The organism is Actinacidiphila bryophytorum (assembly GCF_016916835.1).
Classification (GTDB): domain Bacteria; phylum Actinomycetota; class Actinomycetes; order Streptomycetales; family Streptomycetaceae; genus Actinacidiphila; species Actinacidiphila bryophytorum.
The window spans coordinates 124,819-140,889 of sequence record NZ_JAFFIX010000002.1 but is presented as its reverse complement, the minus strand read 5'-3'; the positions used below and the strand labels follow the sequence as shown (position 1 = coordinate 140,889).

At 72.2% G+C, this 16,071-nt stretch carries 12 protein-coding genes and 1 riboswitch; of the genes, 3 read left to right on the top strand and 9 right to left on the bottom strand.

Annotated features, from left to right (window positions below; translation table 11 throughout):
* Positions 1-45: 45 nt before the first annotated feature.
* Both JT723_RS03800 and JT723_RS03795 read right to left on the bottom strand, forming a co-directional pair.
* Entirely contained in the window at positions 46-2,709 is a 2,664-nt protein-coding gene (locus JT723_RS03800) for a hypothetical protein (protein ID WP_205042934.1), read from the bottom strand.
* A gap of 238 nt (positions 2,710-2,947) precedes the next feature.
* Positions 2,948-5,521 carry a DUF7617 domain-containing protein gene (locus tag JT723_RS03795; protein WP_205042933.1) on the bottom strand — a complete coding sequence of 858 codons (2,574 nt, stop codon included), beginning with the start codon at positions 5,519-5,521 and terminating at the stop codon, positions 2,948-2,950.
* Positions 5,522-6,037: 516 nt separating this feature from the next.
* Between JT723_RS03795 and JT723_RS03790 the strand changes: the two genes are divergently transcribed.
* Complete coding sequence (locus tag JT723_RS03790) at positions 6,038-6,760, top strand: DUF4240 domain-containing protein (RefSeq protein ID WP_205042932.1); 723 nt, start codon at positions 6,038-6,040, stop codon at positions 6,758-6,760.
* A gap of 46 nt (positions 6,761-6,806) precedes the next feature.
* Here JT723_RS03790 and JT723_RS03785 read toward each other — a convergent pair whose 3' ends face one another.
* Positions 6,807-7,442, bottom strand: coding sequence for an N-acetylmuramoyl-L-alanine amidase (locus JT723_RS03785; protein ID WP_205042931.1), 636 nt, complete (start codon positions 7,440-7,442; stop codon positions 6,807-6,809).
* Positions 7,443-7,935: 493 nt separating this feature from the next.
* Positions 7,936-8,094: riboswitch (cyclic di-AMP (ydaO/yuaA leader) on the top strand.
* A 12-nt stretch (positions 8,095-8,106) separates the two neighbouring features.
* Between JT723_RS03785 and JT723_RS03780 the strand changes: the two genes are divergently transcribed.
* Positions 8,107-9,225, top strand: coding sequence for a M23 family metallopeptidase (locus tag JT723_RS03780; protein WP_251513042.1), 1,119 nt, complete (start codon positions 8,107-8,109; stop codon positions 9,223-9,225).
* Between the two features lie 232 nt (positions 9,226-9,457).
* On the opposite strand, the gene JT723_RS03775 is transcribed toward JT723_RS03780, so the two are convergent.
* The 4 genes from JT723_RS03775 to JT723_RS03760 form a co-directional block, all read right to left on the bottom strand.
* The gene (locus JT723_RS03775) at positions 9,458-10,510 is read right to left on the bottom strand and encodes an MBL fold metallo-hydrolase (RefSeq protein WP_205042930.1); all 1,053 of its coding nucleotides are present in this window, start codon (positions 10,508-10,510) and stop codon (positions 9,458-9,460) included.
* A 6-nt stretch (positions 10,511-10,516) separates the two neighbouring features.
* The gene (locus JT723_RS03770) at positions 10,517-11,458 is read right to left on the bottom strand and encodes an MmyB family transcriptional regulator (RefSeq protein ID WP_205042929.1); all 942 of its coding nucleotides are present in this window, start codon (positions 11,456-11,458) and stop codon (positions 10,517-10,519) included.
* A 52-nt stretch (positions 11,459-11,510) separates the two neighbouring features.
* Positions 11,511-12,251, bottom strand: coding sequence for a helix-turn-helix transcriptional regulator (locus JT723_RS36050; RefSeq protein ID WP_205042928.1), 741 nt, complete (start codon positions 12,249-12,251; stop codon positions 11,511-11,513).
* Between the two features lie 233 nt (positions 12,252-12,484).
* Positions 12,485-13,234 (bottom strand): HNH endonuclease, encoded by a 750-nt coding sequence (locus JT723_RS03760; RefSeq protein ID WP_205042927.1) that lies wholly within the window; start codon positions 13,232-13,234, stop codon positions 12,485-12,487.
* Between the two features lie 159 nt (positions 13,235-13,393).
* On the opposite strand from JT723_RS03760, the gene JT723_RS03755 reads away from it, so the two are divergent.
* The gene (locus JT723_RS03755; protein ID WP_205042926.1) at positions 13,394-14,575 is read left to right on the top strand and encodes a DNA cytosine methyltransferase; all 1,182 of its coding nucleotides are present in this window, start codon (positions 13,394-13,396) and stop codon (positions 14,573-14,575) included.
* Here JT723_RS03755 and JT723_RS03750 read toward each other — a convergent pair.
* Positions 14,510-14,962: a very short patch repair endonuclease gene (locus tag JT723_RS03750; RefSeq protein WP_205042925.1), complete on the bottom strand. Its 453-nt coding sequence runs from the start codon at positions 14,960-14,962 to the stop codon at positions 14,510-14,512. The two genes, JT723_RS03755 and JT723_RS03750, sit on opposite strands and share 66 nt — an antisense overlap.
* Before the next feature lie 10 nt (positions 14,963-14,972).
* Positions 14,973-15,983, bottom strand: a complete 1,011-nt coding sequence (locus JT723_RS03745; protein WP_205042924.1) for a NaeI family type II restriction endonuclease — start codon at positions 15,981-15,983, stop codon at positions 14,973-14,975.
* Positions 15,984-16,071 lie beyond the last annotated feature (88 nt).

Here is a 16,071-nt window from a genome sequence, read left to right as displayed (position 1 = left end):
CGCTGCCCGGGTGGCCTGGTCCGGCCCCCGGGCAGCGGGGGTGGTTCAGCGGCAGCGGACGGACTGGCTGCTGGACCCGGTCGCGGCGGCGGGGTCGGTGGACGCCGTCACGCCGATGAACGGGCGGTGCCCGCCGTCGCGGTAGGTGAAGTTCGACGTGAAGACGTAACTCGTCGCACCCTTCGGCAACTTCACTGTCTGCGGGTCCATGAGCGCGGCACCCGTCTGGGTCGGCAGCACGTTGCGCCACCACACCAGGTGCAGGGTGCCGCCCGCGGCGCCGTCGTACTCCACCCGCACGACCGCTCGCGCGATGTTGCCGCCGGGCACGCAGGTGAGCGTGGCGGTGACGGCCGTCACATGCGGACCGGCCGGCGCCGCGGGCTTCGTCGGCACCGGCGGCCTGGTAGTCGGGGCCTTGGTAGGCCGCGGCTTGGGCCGCTTCGTCGCAGGGGTGGTCGCGGGGGTCGTCGGCGGTGCGGTCGTGGTCGGCGCGGGCGCCGTCGTGGCCGGGGCCGCGGCAGGGGCCGAGGTGGTCGTCGCGGTCGCCGACGGGGTCGTCGTCACCGTCGCGGCGGCGTCGTTGCTGGTGCCGGTCGCCACCGCGGCGACCGTCAGCGCACCCGCGACGACCGCTGCCGCGACGGCGAGCAGCAGCACCTTGGTGCGGCGGCGAAGGCCGCCGCCCTCCCCGGGTGCGTCGTCGGGGACGAAGGTGAAGGGCAGCGCCGACTCGGTGGGCGGTACGGCCACGAGCAGCGGCTCGGCGGCCGACCGCGCCAGCAACGGGGCGACCAGCGCGGCCAGTTCGTACTGCCCGCGCGCCTCCCACTCCTCGCCGTACGCCGCCACGGCCACGGACTCCACCTCGGCCGCGAAGTCCCGGGCGCCCGGGGCGGGTTGCGCACCGTCCGCGGTCAAGCCGCGGGCGACCAGGGCCTGGACGTCCGGGTGCGGCTCGGCGCCGCCGGCCAGGCACGCCGAGAAGGCGGCGGTCGCCGCCTGCACCCCCGTCGCCTCCGCGCCGCCCGCCGCGACCCCGAGGTCCGCGAGCCTGACGCCGCCCCCGGCGGACACCAGGACCTTCGACGGTACGTACCCGGCGTCCCGCAGCCCGGCCTCCTCGGCCGCCGCCAGCCCCAGCAGCGAGCCCTTCAACACGGTCAGCGACGCCTCGGCCCCCGGCCTCGCCCCGCCACCTGCCAGCAGCACGTCCAGGGCGACCCCGTCCACCGCCTGCCGGATGACCGCCGCGTGCGGCCCGTCCTCGACATACGCGTACAGCCGTGCCACGTAGGGCGATTCGAGGCCGCTGAGCCCCTCCGCGGCCTCCCGGAAGTCCGCGGCCTCCGCGGCGGGCAGATACGTGATCACGACCGGCGTCCCCGACACCTGATGCCGCGCCCGCACCACCACATGCCCGGCACTGTCCTCCCCGGCTTCCCCTTCCTCGACATACCCGCCAAGCCGCCACCCGCCTGGCGGCGCGCTTTCGACGGCGGGGGTGGCGGTGGCCGGGCTTGCGGCGGCGACCGGGGGCGCCGTCGCGGCGGGCGTTGCGGACGCGTTGGCCGCGGTGGCCGAGCTTGCGCTTGCGGTCCCGGCCGCGGGCGCGGCCGCCTTCGCGGCGGGCCGGGTGCCGGTGGCGGCGGTCTTGCCTGTACGCGCGGCTGTGCGCTTGGCCGTACCGGCCGGTCTGGCCTTCTTCGGGCCGGCCTTCCCGTCGGCCGGGGGCGCCACGTCCACCGCGCCGGGCGCGGACTCGGGAGCCGCTGCGGGGTCGGCCACCGCGTCCGCCGGTGGCGTCGCCGCTGCCTCGGCAGCGGTGGCGGACGCCTTCGCCGCGTCGGCCGGTGGCGTCGCGGGCGGGGTGGGCGCGGACTGCTTCGCGCGCGTACCCGACGGGGCGGCCTTGCTCGCGTCGGCCGCGGGCGCCTTCGCCGCGGCCTTGTTCGTACGCCTGCCCGCAGCCTTGGCCGTACCGGCCGGGGCGGTGGCCTTGCCCCGGACGTCGTCGGCCGGCGGCGCGTCGGGTGTGGCCGCGCCGGCCGGGACGGGCGCGCTCCCCGCGGACTTGCGCTTGGCCGTACCGGCCGGTGAGGCCTTCTTGGCCTCTGCCGCGCCGGGCGCGGTCCCGGGATCCGCTGCGGGGTTGGCCACTGCCTCGGCCGGGGGCTTCGCGGGCGCCTCGCCCGTACGCCTGCCCGCAGCCTTGGCCGTTCCGGCCGGGGCGGCCGTGCTCGCGTCGGCCGGCGGTGGCGCCGACACCTCGGCGGCGGTTGCGGGCTGCTTCGTAGGCGTGTCCGCCGGGTTGGCGGTATCGGCGGCGGCCTTGCCCGCGTCGGCGGGCTCCTTGGGCGCGGACTTGGTCGTAGGCGTGCTTGCCGCGGGGGCCGTACCGGCCGGGGCGCTCGTGCTCGGCTCCGGCGCGGGCGGCGTGGCCGCAGCGTTGGCCGTAGCCGTCGGGGCGGCCGTGCCCGGGCTGACCTGGGGCGGCGCGTCCGCCGCGCCGGGCGCGGTCCCGGGAGCCGCTGCCGGGTTGGCCACCGCGTCGGCCGGGGGCTTCGCGGGGTTGGGCGGACGCTTGGCCGCCGGGGGCGTGCGCGGGGGGCGGGGGGTGACGCGTTTGGTTGGGGGGTCGGCGGCGGGCGCCGGGGGGGTCTGCTGGGTCTCGCCGGGTATGCCCGTGGCGTCGTGGTCGTGGTCCACCTGATTCCGTCCCTTGCGCACTGCCCCTGGTGGCGGGGCCGCCGTCCGCAGCCCCGCGTTCCTCCGGCTGCCGAGCGGTCCTGCCGGGGCTCGCTCACGGCGTCTGCGTGGACGGCGGCGAGGACACGAGGGTACTGGCGTTCGGCGGAATGCGGGTGCCCGGGGCGCAGGCCCGTCTTCCGGCGCCCGGGAGCGGCGCCGGAAGGCGGGCACATTCAGCGGCGGAACGCCGTACGGGTCAGTGGTGTTCGGCCGGGAGGAGGATGCACAGCAGGGAGCAGGCCACGGCGGACGACGGGTCGGTCGTCGTGGGGTGCGTGCCGTGCGGGGAGTTGGCGGGCGTGAAGCTCGCCGTCGCTGTGTTCTTCATCGGGAGCGCCAGCAGGAAGGAGTCGCAGTAGACCTGGCGGCTGGTGCCGGACGCCAGGGTGAAGGTGCCTGCCGCCGACGAACACGACGGCGTGCTCGGGTCGTTGACGGTGACGCCGGTGGCGTCGACCGGCCCGGCGTTGGTCACGGTGATCCGCCAGTAGGCCGTGCCGAGCAGCTGGAGCAGGCCGACGGGGCTGGACTTGACCCAGGGGCCTGCGCCGCCGGGGCCGCAGGCGTGCCACGACGTGCCCGCGCAGATCTCCTTGTTCACGGTCACGTGCGGCTGGCACGCGGAGCCGGGCTGCACCGGCACGGTGACCGTGTTGGAGGTGAGCGCGCCGGTGGAGTCTGTGCCGGTCGCGGTGTCGGCGACCTGGCTGGTGGCGCAGTCGGTGGTGACGGTCGTCCGCAGGCAGATCTGCGGGTCGTCGCCCTGGAAGTACGCGGTCAGCGCGGGGTGCGCCCCGCCGTCGAAGTCGCTGGTGTCGGTGAGGCTGAACTGCACCGTGACGGTGATCGACGGGTGGTCGGCGGCCGAGATGCCGGACAGGTCCACGGTGCCGGACGGCGACAGCGCGGGCGTCGCGATCACGGTGCCGTCGGGGTCGGTGACCGCGACCGCCGTCGCGGCCTGCTCGGTGTGCGCGAGGTCGAGGCCGGTCAGCCGGGCCTCGGTGTAGGCGGCGGTGTGCCCGGTGCCGCCGTCGCAGTAGAAGTCGGCGGGCTTGAGGGTGACGGAGGCGCCGGTGTGCAGGCAGGGGGAGCCGCCGGTCGCGGGGTCCATCGAGAAGAGGATGCCCGCGTCGCCGAGCCCGATCAGGCAGCGGGTGGTGGCGTCGTAGGAGTAGCCGTAGTCGCGTGTGACACCGGAGTTGACCGCGGGGTGGCCCGCGGCGGCGGGGAATCCGGCGCAGGGCTGGGCGTGGGTCCAGCTGTAGCAGACGGTGTTGCCGGGCAGCGGCCCGCCCCACACGGCGAAGTAACTGCGGTTGTCGCCCCCGGCGTTGACGACCTCGGGGTTGAAGACCAGGGTTCCGGCGGGCAGCGCGTCGAGTCCGGTGGCCGGGGCGGCCAGCGGGCCGCCGTCGAGCGCGTAGCAATTGGTGGACGGTGAGCCGCCGGTGGTGTCCGCGGTGCAGACACCGGTCGGGTGCCCCGCGGTGTCGTAGGCGGTGAAGGCGTTGTACGTGTTCGCGTTCGCGTCGGGTCCCGCCGGGTGGGGGGTGTCCCAGCCGGCGCAGACGGCGTCGGTCGCCGGGTCGAAGCAGCCGAGTGCCGGGCGGCCGGGGGCGGTCGAGCCGCTCGCCAGGGGCGCGGAGGACGCGTAGATGCGGCCGTCGGCGACGGTCAGGGAGCCCTGGTAGAGGGCGTAGGTGTTGCCGGGCAGGTCGTGGTTGGGCGGCACGATCGCGGCGAAGGGCTGCCCGGCGCACGGGGATTGGGTGGCGATGTCCAGGCACAGCACCTGACCGGTGCTGGCCACCCCGTACAGCCGGCCGCCCTGGGCGGCGAGCCCGGCAAGTCCGTTGGCGCTGCTGGGGGAGCCGGTCGCCGAAGCGAGCGGGAAGAAGCCGCAGTTGGCGCGGGCGCCCAGGTCCAGACAGCCGGCGCCGACCGAACCGGCGGCGACGGCCGGGTAGTAGACCACTCCGGGCCGCCCCGGGTCCATGACGTACTGCGGGGTCAGCGTCGTGTAGACGTTCCCGGTGTCGCCGGAACCGAGTGCCCCGGGTGCGGTGTTGAGCGGGCGCGGCCAGGGGCCGCCGGGGCAGGGCTGGCCCGAGGACAGGTCGTTGCAGACCACGAGGCGGGCGGCGGGGCCGCTGTGGTGGTAGATGTTCCACGCCTCGACGTCGCCGGAGGCGGCCCGGTAGAGGATCGGCGTGAAGCCGTCGCCGCCGGTGGAGCGGGTGGCGGCCTGGACGGGCGGCAGCAGGTCCCCGCTCACGTTGGTGCCCGACCCGACCGCGCTGTCGTCGACCGCCTGGACGACGGTGGTCGCGGCGCCCTGGTCGGTGGCGGAGAAGGTGCTGCCGTCGGTGGACCAGCCGGGGGTCCAGCCGGGCGGCACGTGCAGCGAGCCGGGGACGTAGGTCTGCCCGGCGCCCGCACTGCTGATCGGGTCGGTGATGGTCGCGGGCGCGGGTCCGCCGGTGGCGGAAGTGTCGTACGACACCGTCCAGTTGAGGGTGTCGGAGTGCTGGGCGAGTGAGCTGCCGGGGGTCGTGACGTTCTGCACGGTCTTCTGCAGGCCGTCCCCGCTCGGAGGCGGCGGTGTGCCGCCACCGCCTCCGCCGTCGTGGGCGGTTGCCGGGGTGAGCGAGCCGGCCGCCGTCGCGAGCAGCGCCGCCGATATGGCGACCCCGGCCCGCGCGGCGAACCTGCGCGGTCTCGGGGTCGGTGGGTGGTGCGCGGAAAGGGAGCGTAAAAGCCGGAGCATGAATGTCCCCACCTTCGTCTCGGTGCGCGCGGGCGCCTGGCCCGCGCCGCGGAACAAGGTAGGCGGCACAATGTTCGCGAGTCACCCGATCGGACGAAAGGGAAGGGGAGTTGAAAGCAATTATCCGCATGCTTTCGAGAGGGTGCGGAAGTGCGTCGATGCCGCGGCGCTTTTCCGGCCGCAATTGCCCGTCGAAGGGAATACCGAGCCGGGCGTGCGACCCGGCGCGTATCGGTTCGAGTATGCGCTTCTTTTCGCGGCGAAGCGATGTTTGGTGCGGCGGGTGTGCGGTCGTGGCAGGGCGGGTGCGGGGTCGCGGTGCGTCCCGGTACCGTGGTCGCGCTGGGGTGGTTGTGGCGGGTGGGAGGCGTGGTGAGAGGGATGTTGCGCGTGACACGGCACCGCCGCCGGTTCTGCGGGTGCGGGCGGGGCGCCCCTTCCGCCTCGGTGTCCGCCAACTGGGCTTTTCTGCAAGGGAATTGGACCCGTCAGGCGCCCCTGGCATAGTCGACAACCATGGACACCGACTCCTTCTGGACCCTCCTTGAGGACTCCCGGCGGCAGGGAAACGGCGGTGACAAGCGTGATGCCTGGCTGCGCCAAGCGCTCGCCCGGCTGCCTGCCGACGGGATCGTGGGCTTTCAGGCCTGCCTGGACCGGTTGACGGATGAAGCCTTCACCTGGACTCTGCGGGGCGCGGCCGACCGGGTCTTCGGCGGCTGGTGTTCCGACGACGATTTCCGGTCGTTCCAGCACTGGATGATGGGTCTGGGCCGGGCGGTTTTCGAGGCCGCGGTGAACGACCCCGACGTCCTCGCGTACGCACCCGAGGTCTTCCGGCTGGCCGGCCGCCCGCGCGCCGCGTGGTCCGCCGAGGACCGCCCGGCCTGGGCGGCGCTCGACACGCTCGGCCTGGAGGCGTACGAGCTGGCGACCGGCCCCTCCGAGGACTTCGGCGACGCCTTCTACGCGGCCGTGCGGGCCGTCGTGCGTGCCGCCTCACGCGGCTCCTCGTACGGCTCCTCGTACGGTTCCCTGCCTGGCTCCGCGCGGGGCGTCCCGCGCGATGCCGACGCCGCGGGGCGGGCCGGCGCACCGCCCGGGCCGGACGGCTCCCGCGACCCGGCCGGGATCCGCTGGACGGCGCTGGACGAGGAGGAGTCGGCCAGGCGGCTGCCCCGGCTGAGCGTGATGTTCCCGCTGGAGCGGCCGGCGCCGCCCGGGCACCGGCCGCGCTGAGCCGGTCCGGGGGGCGGCGCCGGACCGGCTGGGGGGGATCAGGCGGTCAGACGCCGTTGACCAGCCGCATGTAGCGCACCCAGTCCCAGTTCGGCCCCGGGTCGGTGTGGTCGGTGCCGGGCACCTGGTAGTGGCCGATGATGTGGTTGCGGTCCTTGGGGATGCCGTACTTGTCGCAGATCTCCGCGGTCAGCGCGGCGGAGGCGTGGTACATCGCGGTGGTGAAGTAGGACGGCTGGTCCACCCAGCCCTCGTGCTCGATGCCGATGCTGCGGGTGTTGTAGTCCCAGTTGCCCGCGTGCCAGGCGATGTCGTGCTCGCGCACGCACTGGTCGATGGCGCCGTCGGCGGACCGGACGACGTAGTGGGACGCGGCGGCGTGGGCCGGGTCCTGGAAGAGCGAGATGGTGTCGGCGAAGGTCTCCTGGGTGACGTGGATGACCACCATCTGGATCGGGTAGCTGGTCGGCCGGCTGGAGGCGGTGTAGTTCGCGGTGCTGGCCGGCGCCCAGGTGGCTGACGGGTAGTCGACCGTGACCGCACGAGGTGCGGCGGGCGGGGTGGCGGCCCGGGCGGCACCGCCGGGCGAGAGGTCGGCAGCCAGGCCCGCGGTGGCGGCGGCGCCGAGGCCGCCGCGGAGCAGAGAACGGCGGCTGGGCACAGCGGAGTTGGGGCGTTCCATCGAAGGCTCCCTGAGGCGTCATGGTGGGGACGGGTGCATGACAAGAACGTCGGGCTCGCCCATCGTGCGGCCCGCGCCCGCGGCATGCCAAGCGGTTCGCACATTGGCACAGGTCCAGACCACTGGTGCTGCCGCGCCGGTCACGCGGATATCTCCGCGCACGCCCCGTTCCGGCCGCCGCGTCTCCGCCCGTTCGTGCTGCCGTGCCGCGCCCCGATGGCCCCGCCCGGTCCTGGCTCCCCTGCCCCGCTCGCCCCGCCGCTGCGGGCCGCCGTCGCCGTCTCACCGTCCGTAGTCATGCCACCCCCTCCGATAACAACTGACGCACACTCACATCACCGCCCGGCCACACCGACTGTCCGGTTCATCCATTCTACGTACACCGTGCCCGATTGGTTCCCGGTGCCAACTCTCCGATTCGGCTTGGAAAACCTCTCCGGCTCTATTAACGTTCGATAACGCAGCGCGGTCGTCACCGCCGCCGACAGGCGGCACCGTGCGCTTGCCGAATCCCGTCCGCGGGAACCGGGGACCCGCCCTTCCGCTACCGCGGGAGGGGTCCAATGGGGTGAATCGGGCAGCCGCCAGGCCCGTAGGAGACCTTCCTGCTCCGAACCCGTCAGCTAACCCGGTAGGCGAGAAGGAAGGAAAGGAGTGCGCCCCCGTGGCGTCCAACCAGCCTGCCTACGCTCCTTCCCCGGTAGCCGCACCGACCGGGGAGTGGCCCTTCGGGGAGCGGGACGACGAGTCCCCGCGGCCCGCCGCCTCCGCCCCCTCCTTCGACGCGTACGACCAGGGCTCGGACCCCGGCTCAGGCCCCGACGACGCGGGCACCCGCGGGCAGCTGCGGCTCCCCCGGCAGCGCACCGGGCTCCCCGCGCGCGGCGCCGCCGTCGGCTCGGCCGTCCTCGGCATCGCGGCGATGGCAGCGGTCGGCACCGCGGGAGTGGCCGCCGCGGCCGACGCGCCCCCGGCCGCGCCGCCCATATCGGTCCCCGACGCACCCGGCTTCCCCGACGCCCTCCCGCCGGTCGCGGCTCCCGCCGCCCAGCCCGAGGTCGCGGTCGGCACGCCGTCGTACGACCCCTCGGCCGTGTCACCGGCGCCCGCGCCTGCGCCGGCCCCGGCTTCCGCCCAGGACTCCCCGCAGGCCGGCGTCACCGACCCCGGCGAGGCCCTGCGCGCCCGCATCATCGGCCAGGTCACCCGGCAGCGTGAAGCCGCCGCCCAGGCCGAGCGCGACGCCGCCGCGGCGCAGGCCGCCAAGGAGGCCGCCGCCCAGAAGGTGCGCGACCAGGCCGCCGCCGCGAAGGCGGAAGCCGAGGCCAGGGCCAGGGCTGCCGCGGAGGCCGCGGCGAAGGCCGAGGCGGAGCGGCTGGCCCAACTCGCCGCCTCGTACGTCAAACCCGTCGCCTCCTACACCCTCACCACCGCCTTCGGCGAGACGGGCAACATGTGGGCGACCCACACCGGCCAGGACTTCGCCGCCCCCACCGGCACCCCGGTGCACGCGGTCCACAGCGGCACGGTCACCTCGGCCGGCTGGGCGGGCTCGTACGGCTACCGGGTCGTCCTGCGCCTCGATGACGGCACCGAGCTGTGGTACTGCCACCTGTCGACCATGGTCGCCACGTCCGGCCAGGTCACCACGGGTGACACCATCGGCCGGGTCGGCGCGACCGGCAATGTGCCCGACCCGCACCTGCACCTCGAAGTGCGGCCCGGTGGGGGCGCCCCGATCGACCCGGTGCCGTGGCTGTACGGTCATGACGTCGCGGTCTGACGCCGTGCCTGCCCCCCGGCCCGCGGAAAGCCCGTAACAGGCCCGTACCAGGCCTGCGGCGGCCCGCACGGCGCCCGACCCCGTACCGCCCGTACCCGACCTGTACAGCCGCCCAAGAGCAGCCGGCGGCCCCGGCGTACACCCCCCCGACGCCGGGGCCGTCGGCACGTCGGCCCCCGTTGCGCGTCCCCTCAGCCGCCCGCTGGTGCGTCCAACTGCCCTGCGGGTGCGGTCAGCCGCCCGTGCCCGCCGGTACGCTCCCGGCCGCGGCGCCGTCCACCGCCGCCTCCCGCCGGTGGGCGAACTCGGCCGCCATGCCGACCAGGGCCACCAGGTCCGGGCGGCCGGTCTCGCCGTTCAGCGCGCGGTATTCGACCGCGGCGAGGATCGCCATCCGCTCGGTCAACCCCCAGGCGGGGTAAGGGTCGGCGGCGATCAGCTCGGCGGCCAGCACCGGCAGCGGGCGGCCCGCCTGGTGCCCGCGGTGGATCGCGGTGCGCAGATCGAGCAGGTAGTCGGCGTAGCGGCGCACCTCGGCCGGCGTCATCACCGGGCCGTGGCCCGGCACCACCACCCGCGGGTCGCAGTCCAGGATCGCCAGGCACGCGCGGTGCACCGACTCCAACGGCCCCGCCCAGTGCACCGGGTGGTCCTCGTTGAAGACGACGTCGCCCGCGCACACCACGCCCTCCTCCGGCAGGTGCACGATCAGGTCGCCCGCGGTGTGCGCGGGACCCACTTCGACCAGCCGCACCGCCACCCCGTCCGCGTCCAGCTCCAACTCCCCGCTGAAGGTGCGGTCCGGGTGGACAGCACGCACCACGCCGAAGTCGCCGTAGCGCCCGAAGTGCCGCCGCATGTACGCCCCGAGGGCGGTGCCGGGGTCGCTCCCGGCGATCAGCCCGGCCAGTTCCGCGGGTGCGGGCTCGGCGCACAGGTGCTCGCCGTTGGCCTCGGTGGCGATGATCTCGGCGCCGGGGAAGAGGCCGTTGCCGTACGAATGGTCTCCGTTGCCATGGGTGTTGACGACCGTGCGGATTCCCGGGCCGGGAGCGTTTCCGGAGCCTGTGTCGGCTTGGGCGCCGAGGCCGTCGATCAGCTGCTGGAGGTGCCGGGTCATGCCGGCGGTGTACGGGGTGTCGACGAGCAGCACGGCGCCCGACCCCGCGCTCCGCCCGGTCACGGCGACGCAGTTGGCCATGCCCCAGGTCGCGTGGCCGTCCGGGAGCCATGCGTGGACGTTCGGTGTCAGCGCCTGCAGCGCGTGCGGCAAAGGGGAGTTCATGGGGCCTCATTGTGCATGCGGAGGGGCGGGGTCCGGCGGAGCCGGATCCCCCGGGTCTGCGTCTCCCGGGTCTGCGTCTCCCGGGTCTGCGTCTCCCGGGTCCGGATCGACCGGGCCGCTGGCGGGTGCGGACAGGGCCGGTGCGTGCTGCGGGCGCTCGCCCTGGTCGAAGAGCACGAACATCAGCCGCCCGCCCGGCACCCCGAAAGGCCCGGCCGCGCACAACGTCGCCCAGCCAGGCCCCAGTTCGCTGTGCAGCAGCGGTAGCGCGTTCTCCGCCCGCGGCCCTATGTACTCCCCGGGCGGCGCCTGCAGCACACGGGCGACGACCGGGTCGCGTCCGGCGTCCGCCTGCAATTGCGCCAGCGTCCTGTTGTGCGGGTTGGCCGCCACCGCCGCCCGCAACTGCGGTACGAGCAGCGGCAGCCAGCTGTGCTCCCAGTCCCCGAGGGTGACCCGGGCCTCCGGGTGCAGCAGCATCCAGCGCATCACGTTGCCCGGCACCTCGCGGCGCCGGAAGACGCGGGCGAAGGCCGCGTTGTAGGCGACGACGTCCCAGGCGGCGTCGTTGACGTACGCCATCTCCCGCGACCCGTGCAGCACCCGCTCCCACGGGCTCGGCACCGCCCGCCCCAGCTGCGGGTCGAGCCGGTAGGCCGGCGGCACACCCGTCGCGTACAGGACCAGCGCCTCCCACTCGTGGTCCGACAAGTGCAGGATGCGGGCGATGGGTTCGAGCAGTTCGGTCTCGATCACCGCGAGCCGGCCGCGCTCGACGTAGCCGTACTTGTGCTCGGGCCAGCCGAGCAGCCGGGTCATGTGCTCGTGCGTGAGCCCGGCGACCTTGCGCCCGCGCGGGTCGCCGCGCGGCGCGAGCCCGAACTCCGACGGTTCCACGCGCGCCCTGGCCCGGGCCAGCAGGGCCTGCATCGCCTCCCGGTCGCGCATGCCCCCACGGCTCCCTTCCGGCTGTCACGGCCCCTGCGCGGGGCCGCACCCCTCACAGGTCCCGCGGGTCGACCTCACGGGCGAGTTTGTACCCCGCCTCGAAACGACTGCCGGCGTCCAGCCGTTCCATCAGCGCGGCCATCACCGACTGGACGTCGGGTGCGGTGATGCCCAGCTTCCTGGCGATCCGCTCGTCGCTGTAGCCGTTGGTCATCAGCCGGATCACCGCCCTTTCCCGCTCCCCGAGTCGGGCGTGATGCGGGCCTGCCGACGTACGCGACAGCGGGGTCGCGCGCTGCCAGTACGACTCGTAGATCGCCGCGAAGGACGCGGCCAGCAGCGGACCGCGTACCCGTACCAGCGGTGCCACCGCCCCCTCGCCCGCAGTCAGGCAGGCCGTCTGCCGGTCGAAGACCATCAGGTCGTGCGGCACATGGTCCAGGACCCGTACGCTCACCCCGGCCTCCGAGACCCGCCGCAGATGCGCCGCGTGCCGCGGCACCGCCAGCAGCGCCCGCGGGTACACCGCCCGCACCCGCACCCCCCGCCGGGCCATCGCGGCGTCCAGCGCCAGCGCCACCCCCGTCCACTCCCCGCCCTGCCGCAGGGCGTCCGCCGACTCCCGCACCTCCGCGGTCAGTTCGCGCAGCACCTGCTCGTGCTGCTGCGGCAGCGGATACTCCTCCACGACCACCCCGGCCGGCACCTTCGCCCCCGCCCACGCCCCCGCTCCGGGCACCGTGCAGAACCGCCCCGCGCCCGGCATCCGCCCGGCCCTCGCATCCTGCTGCACAGCCCGGCCCTCCTCGCCCACATCGCCCGCGACCGACGACCCCTCCCACACCGCCCGCACGCCCACGCGCCCCCGTGCGTTTACTGTCGACACGTCAGATGCAGAGTGTTACAGGGGTGTCACACGTTTTCCAGGTCGAATCCGTCGAGGAAATCAACCACCCTAAACCCCCTGAAAAGCCGCGCCTTGTACTGCGTCAGGTGGCTGCGGACCTGTCGCGCTGAACGGAGCGCTCAGTCTCCGGCCCTGGTCCGCCCCGCGAGCTGTACCCGGACGGCTTCCGGCGTACGCCAGGACTCGCCCTCGAAACGCCGGTGACACATCCGGTGGCAGTTGGCGCAGAGGAACGCAAGATCGCTGAGCGTGGTCTGGCGTACACCGGATACATGGAGCGGCAGCACGTGATGCACCTCGATGTAGCCTTCGCCGACGGGGCCGTAGAAGTCTGCGAAGCCGAAGCCGCACACTGCGCAGGACAGCGGCGTGCCGGTCCTCCGTGCCTCCGCGATCTTCGCGAGTCGCAGGGATGGGCTCCGCTCCCGGGCCATGAGGACACGGGTCAGGAGGCGTCCCTCGAGCGCCGCGCCGCCAAAGTCGTCAGTCTCCTCCGGCTGCGGCTGAGCCGCCTCAAGTTCGCCGGAGGCATAGGCCTTGCGGAGAGCGCCTGCCATTGCCAGCATCTCGGTGGGCCGCTCAGTGAACTGGGCGATCACGACGTGGTCGAGCTTCCCGCACCGAGTCGGCACCCCCGGGAAACCGGGGCGGTTGGTTGCAAGATCCGTCGTCTTCCGGCTCACGCTGCCGGGGGACCGGAACTGCGGTACTGAACGGACCACTTCCGCGTCGTGGATCGTGAGCGACCGCAGCATTTCAGACAGCTCCTGGACCGCCCTGTGCCCCTCGCGGAGTTCGCACCAGTCGTTCTCTACCACAAGAGCGCCGGCGAGCAGCAGTTCATCCCATGTCCATGCAGGGCTGCGCATAAGTCATATTGTATGGCTTGCGCGACGGATCTAGGGTCGCCAGCGGGCGTGGGTGTTCCTGCATGCAGACTGGTGGCTGGATTGTCAGTGGTGTCTGTCACCCTCTGTGTTGGTGGACTGCACCGTGTGTCTGCCAGTGGACGTTACGAAGGAGAGTGCATGACTCGCACCGGGCCGGAGGCCAGTTTCACATCGGTGGAGATTTGCGCTGGTGCTGGCGGTCAGGCTGTGGGCCTGCACATGGCCGGATTCCGTCACCTCGCACTGATTGAGATCGACCAGGACGCCTGCGCGACCCTGCGCGCCAACGTCGAGAAGGACTCCAGCTGGGGGGACTGCAAGGTCATCAACGCCGACCTCAAAAAATTCAAGAGCGATGACCTTGGACTGAAGCCGGGCCAGCTTGATCTCCTGGCGGGCGGCGTCCCTTGCCCCCCGTTCTCCTTCGCCGGGAAGCAGTTGGGCGCCGACGACGAGCGTGACCTGTTCCCGCGGATGCTGGAGATGGTGGCTGAGCTGGAGCCCAAAGCAGTGATGATCGAAAACGTGCGTGGGCTGCTTGAACCAGAGCACAAGTTTGCCGCCTACCGCTCGGAAATCGTTGAGGCGCTGGAGAAGATGGACTACCGGATCTGTTACTGGAGGGTGCTGGAGGCCCGTGACTACGGAGTTCCGCAACTGCGCCCCCGTGCAATTCTGGTGGCAATGAAGGCCGAGTACCACCGGCACTTCAAATGGGTTGAGCCGCAGCATGCAGTCGTCACAGTAGCTGCGGCACTGCGGCAGTCGATGCGCAGCCGCTTCCAGGCTGACGGCAGTGCAGGCTGGGAGAAGTTCTACAAGAACTGGCTGGACCAAGCCAAGCTGGGCAGTGTCGCCCCGACTCTGGTCGGAGGGTCGAAGAAGCACGGCGGTGCCGATCTCGGCCCGACAAGGGCCAAGGAAGCCTGGGGAAAGCTTGGTATCTGCGGACTCGGTGTTGCCAACGAGCCGGAGGAAATGACGTCTCCTGAGCGCGATCTTTACAGCCCGCGCGGGCCGAAACTCACTGTCCGTCAGGCTGCGATCATCCAGGGGTTTCCGAAGACCTGGAAATTCTCAGGCCGGAAGACCGCGGCCTACCGCCAGGTGGGCAATGCCTTTCCGCCGCCCGTAGCCAAGGCGGTCGGGGAGCAGATTTTCGCCGCACTTGATGCAGGAAAGAAGGAACTGGAGCGCCGGAAGGCCGAGGACCACGGAAAGGAAATGCTCTTCGATATGACGGTGCCGGCGCCGTCAGGGCCGCCGCGGTCGGAGCTTGTCGACAGTCGCCGCAATCTGAAGCGCGCAAAGGTCAGGTGACTCGTGCTCCCAGAAGCGGAGCACCGTCCAACCTGCATCGACGAGGCGCAAGTCGGTGTCCCGGTCGCGGGCCATGTTCGTGGCGACCTTCACTGACCAATAGCCCTGGTTGGTCTTCGGCGGGACGTAGTGCTCGGGGCAGCCGTGCCAGTAGCACCCGTCGATGAACACAGCTACCTTCGCCGGGCGGAAGACCACGTCAGCTGTCCGGCGAAGATCCGCCAACGGCCGTGCTGCCACGCGGTAGCGCAGGCCGTGTGCGTGCAGCAGGCTCCGAATCAGCCGCTCAGGTTTGGTGTCCCGGCTCCTGATCGCTTGCATGTTGCGGCGGCGAGCTTCGGATGACGCCCACGATCCGTCTGGTGGTGTCCAGCGTGCGGATTCCATGTCCCTCTGCCTACGCTTCCTTGCGGCCCTGAGGCTCGGGAATCCTCGGTGCCGGACCAACCTGAGCACTCGGTTCAACAACCACCCAGTATCGGCCGTCCAACTCCGCCTGAGGCAACCCGGCGTGCTGCGGCCCCGCCGGTGCGATCTTGAACGCCACAAACTCACCTGCCCCGGGCACCGGCCCGCCAAGCGCCTGGGCCACGGCCTGGTGCGACAGATAATCGCCGAGAATAATGATCCCTTCTTCCCTCAGCTTAGGCCGTGCTCGACCTCGGTCGCCTTCCCGTACCCGTGCCATGTAATCGTACTGCTGAGCCACTGTGCGGACCACACTCCGGCTGATGCGGCGACTGTGTACGAGTCGGAACAATTGATTTACGCGCTTCTGGCCTTTGTTTCTGCCCGGTAGCAGGATCTGCTCCCTCGTTGCGGCATCGAGGTGGAGCAGCAGATTTTCAGGCAGTTCGCTGTTCCGCCACAGCCAGCAGATATTCCTGCGGCTTGCAGCTTTGATGCTGCGCTTCCCGTCCCGATTCTTGCCAGCGTTAAGAATCTCTTCGCTGATTCGGATCAGCCCACCGCTCCACGTGCTCGTACTGTCATCTGCGCAGAGGAGCAGGCATAGATGGCCCATAGCCTCCGGCGGAATCATCCATCCGCCGAAATCTTGAGAGTACTTACAGTCGACTTCGATGTCTTCGATCCGGTAGTCCATATCGGACCCGTCGTCGAAGTCGAACTCCCGGTGCAGATTGATTTCTACCATCGAGCCGGCGTGCGTTTTCTCCGTCTGACGGAGCTGCTCCCAGGCGTAACGGCCGGTTGTCTCGCCGCTGAGTAGCTGATCGAATGTTTCCCGGATCACCCTGCCGAACCTCTTGCCATCCGGATCAAGAAGGAGGAGCCGGTCCCGCACGATCATCAGTTCGCTGTCGGCTTCTATCTCGGCGGCGGCCTGGATGTTCCGTGCGGCTACCACGTCGTCTTCGAACGGGAGCAAGCTGGCACCTAGTTTCATGGGATGTCCGAGAGTATCCGTGCCGGCTCGCCCTGGCGTGGGCTCAGCCGAAGATGAAGCGCACCAACGATCCGCGCGGCAAGTGCCT

Excerpts from the sequence above, each read along its gene's own strand:
- JT723_RS03770 (WP_205042929.1), bottom strand. The coding sequence starts at position 11,458 with ATGCGCGACCGGGAGGCGATGCAGGCCCTGCTGGCCCGGGCCAGGGCG.
- JT723_RS03750 (WP_205042925.1), bottom strand. The coding sequence starts at position 14,962 with ATGGAATCCGCACGCTGGACACCACCAGACGGATCGTGGGCGTCATCC.
- JT723_RS03785 (WP_205042931.1), bottom strand. The coding sequence starts at position 7,442 with ATGGAACGCCCCAACTCCGCTGTGCCCAGCCGCCGTTCTCTGCTCCGC.
- JT723_RS03760 (WP_205042927.1), bottom strand. The coding sequence starts at position 13,234 with ATGCGCAGCCCTGCATGGACATGGGATGAACTGCTGCTCGCCGGCGCT.
- JT723_RS03795 (WP_205042933.1), bottom strand. The coding sequence starts at position 5,521 with ATGCTCCGGCTTTTACGCTCCCTTTCCGCGCACCACCCACCGACCCCG.
- JT723_RS03775 (WP_205042930.1), bottom strand. The coding sequence starts at position 10,510 with ATGAACTCCCCTTTGCCGCACGCGCTGCAGGCGCTGACACCGAACGTC.
- JT723_RS03790 (WP_205042932.1), top strand. The coding sequence starts at position 6,038 with ATGGACACCGACTCCTTCTGGACCCTCCTTGAGGACTCCCGGCGGCAG.
- JT723_RS03745 (WP_205042924.1), bottom strand. The coding sequence starts at position 15,983 with ATGAAACTAGGTGCCAGCTTGCTCCCGTTCGAAGACGACGTGGTAGCC.
- JT723_RS03755 (WP_205042926.1), top strand. The coding sequence starts at position 13,394 with ATGACTCGCACCGGGCCGGAGGCCAGTTTCACATCGGTGGAGATTTGC.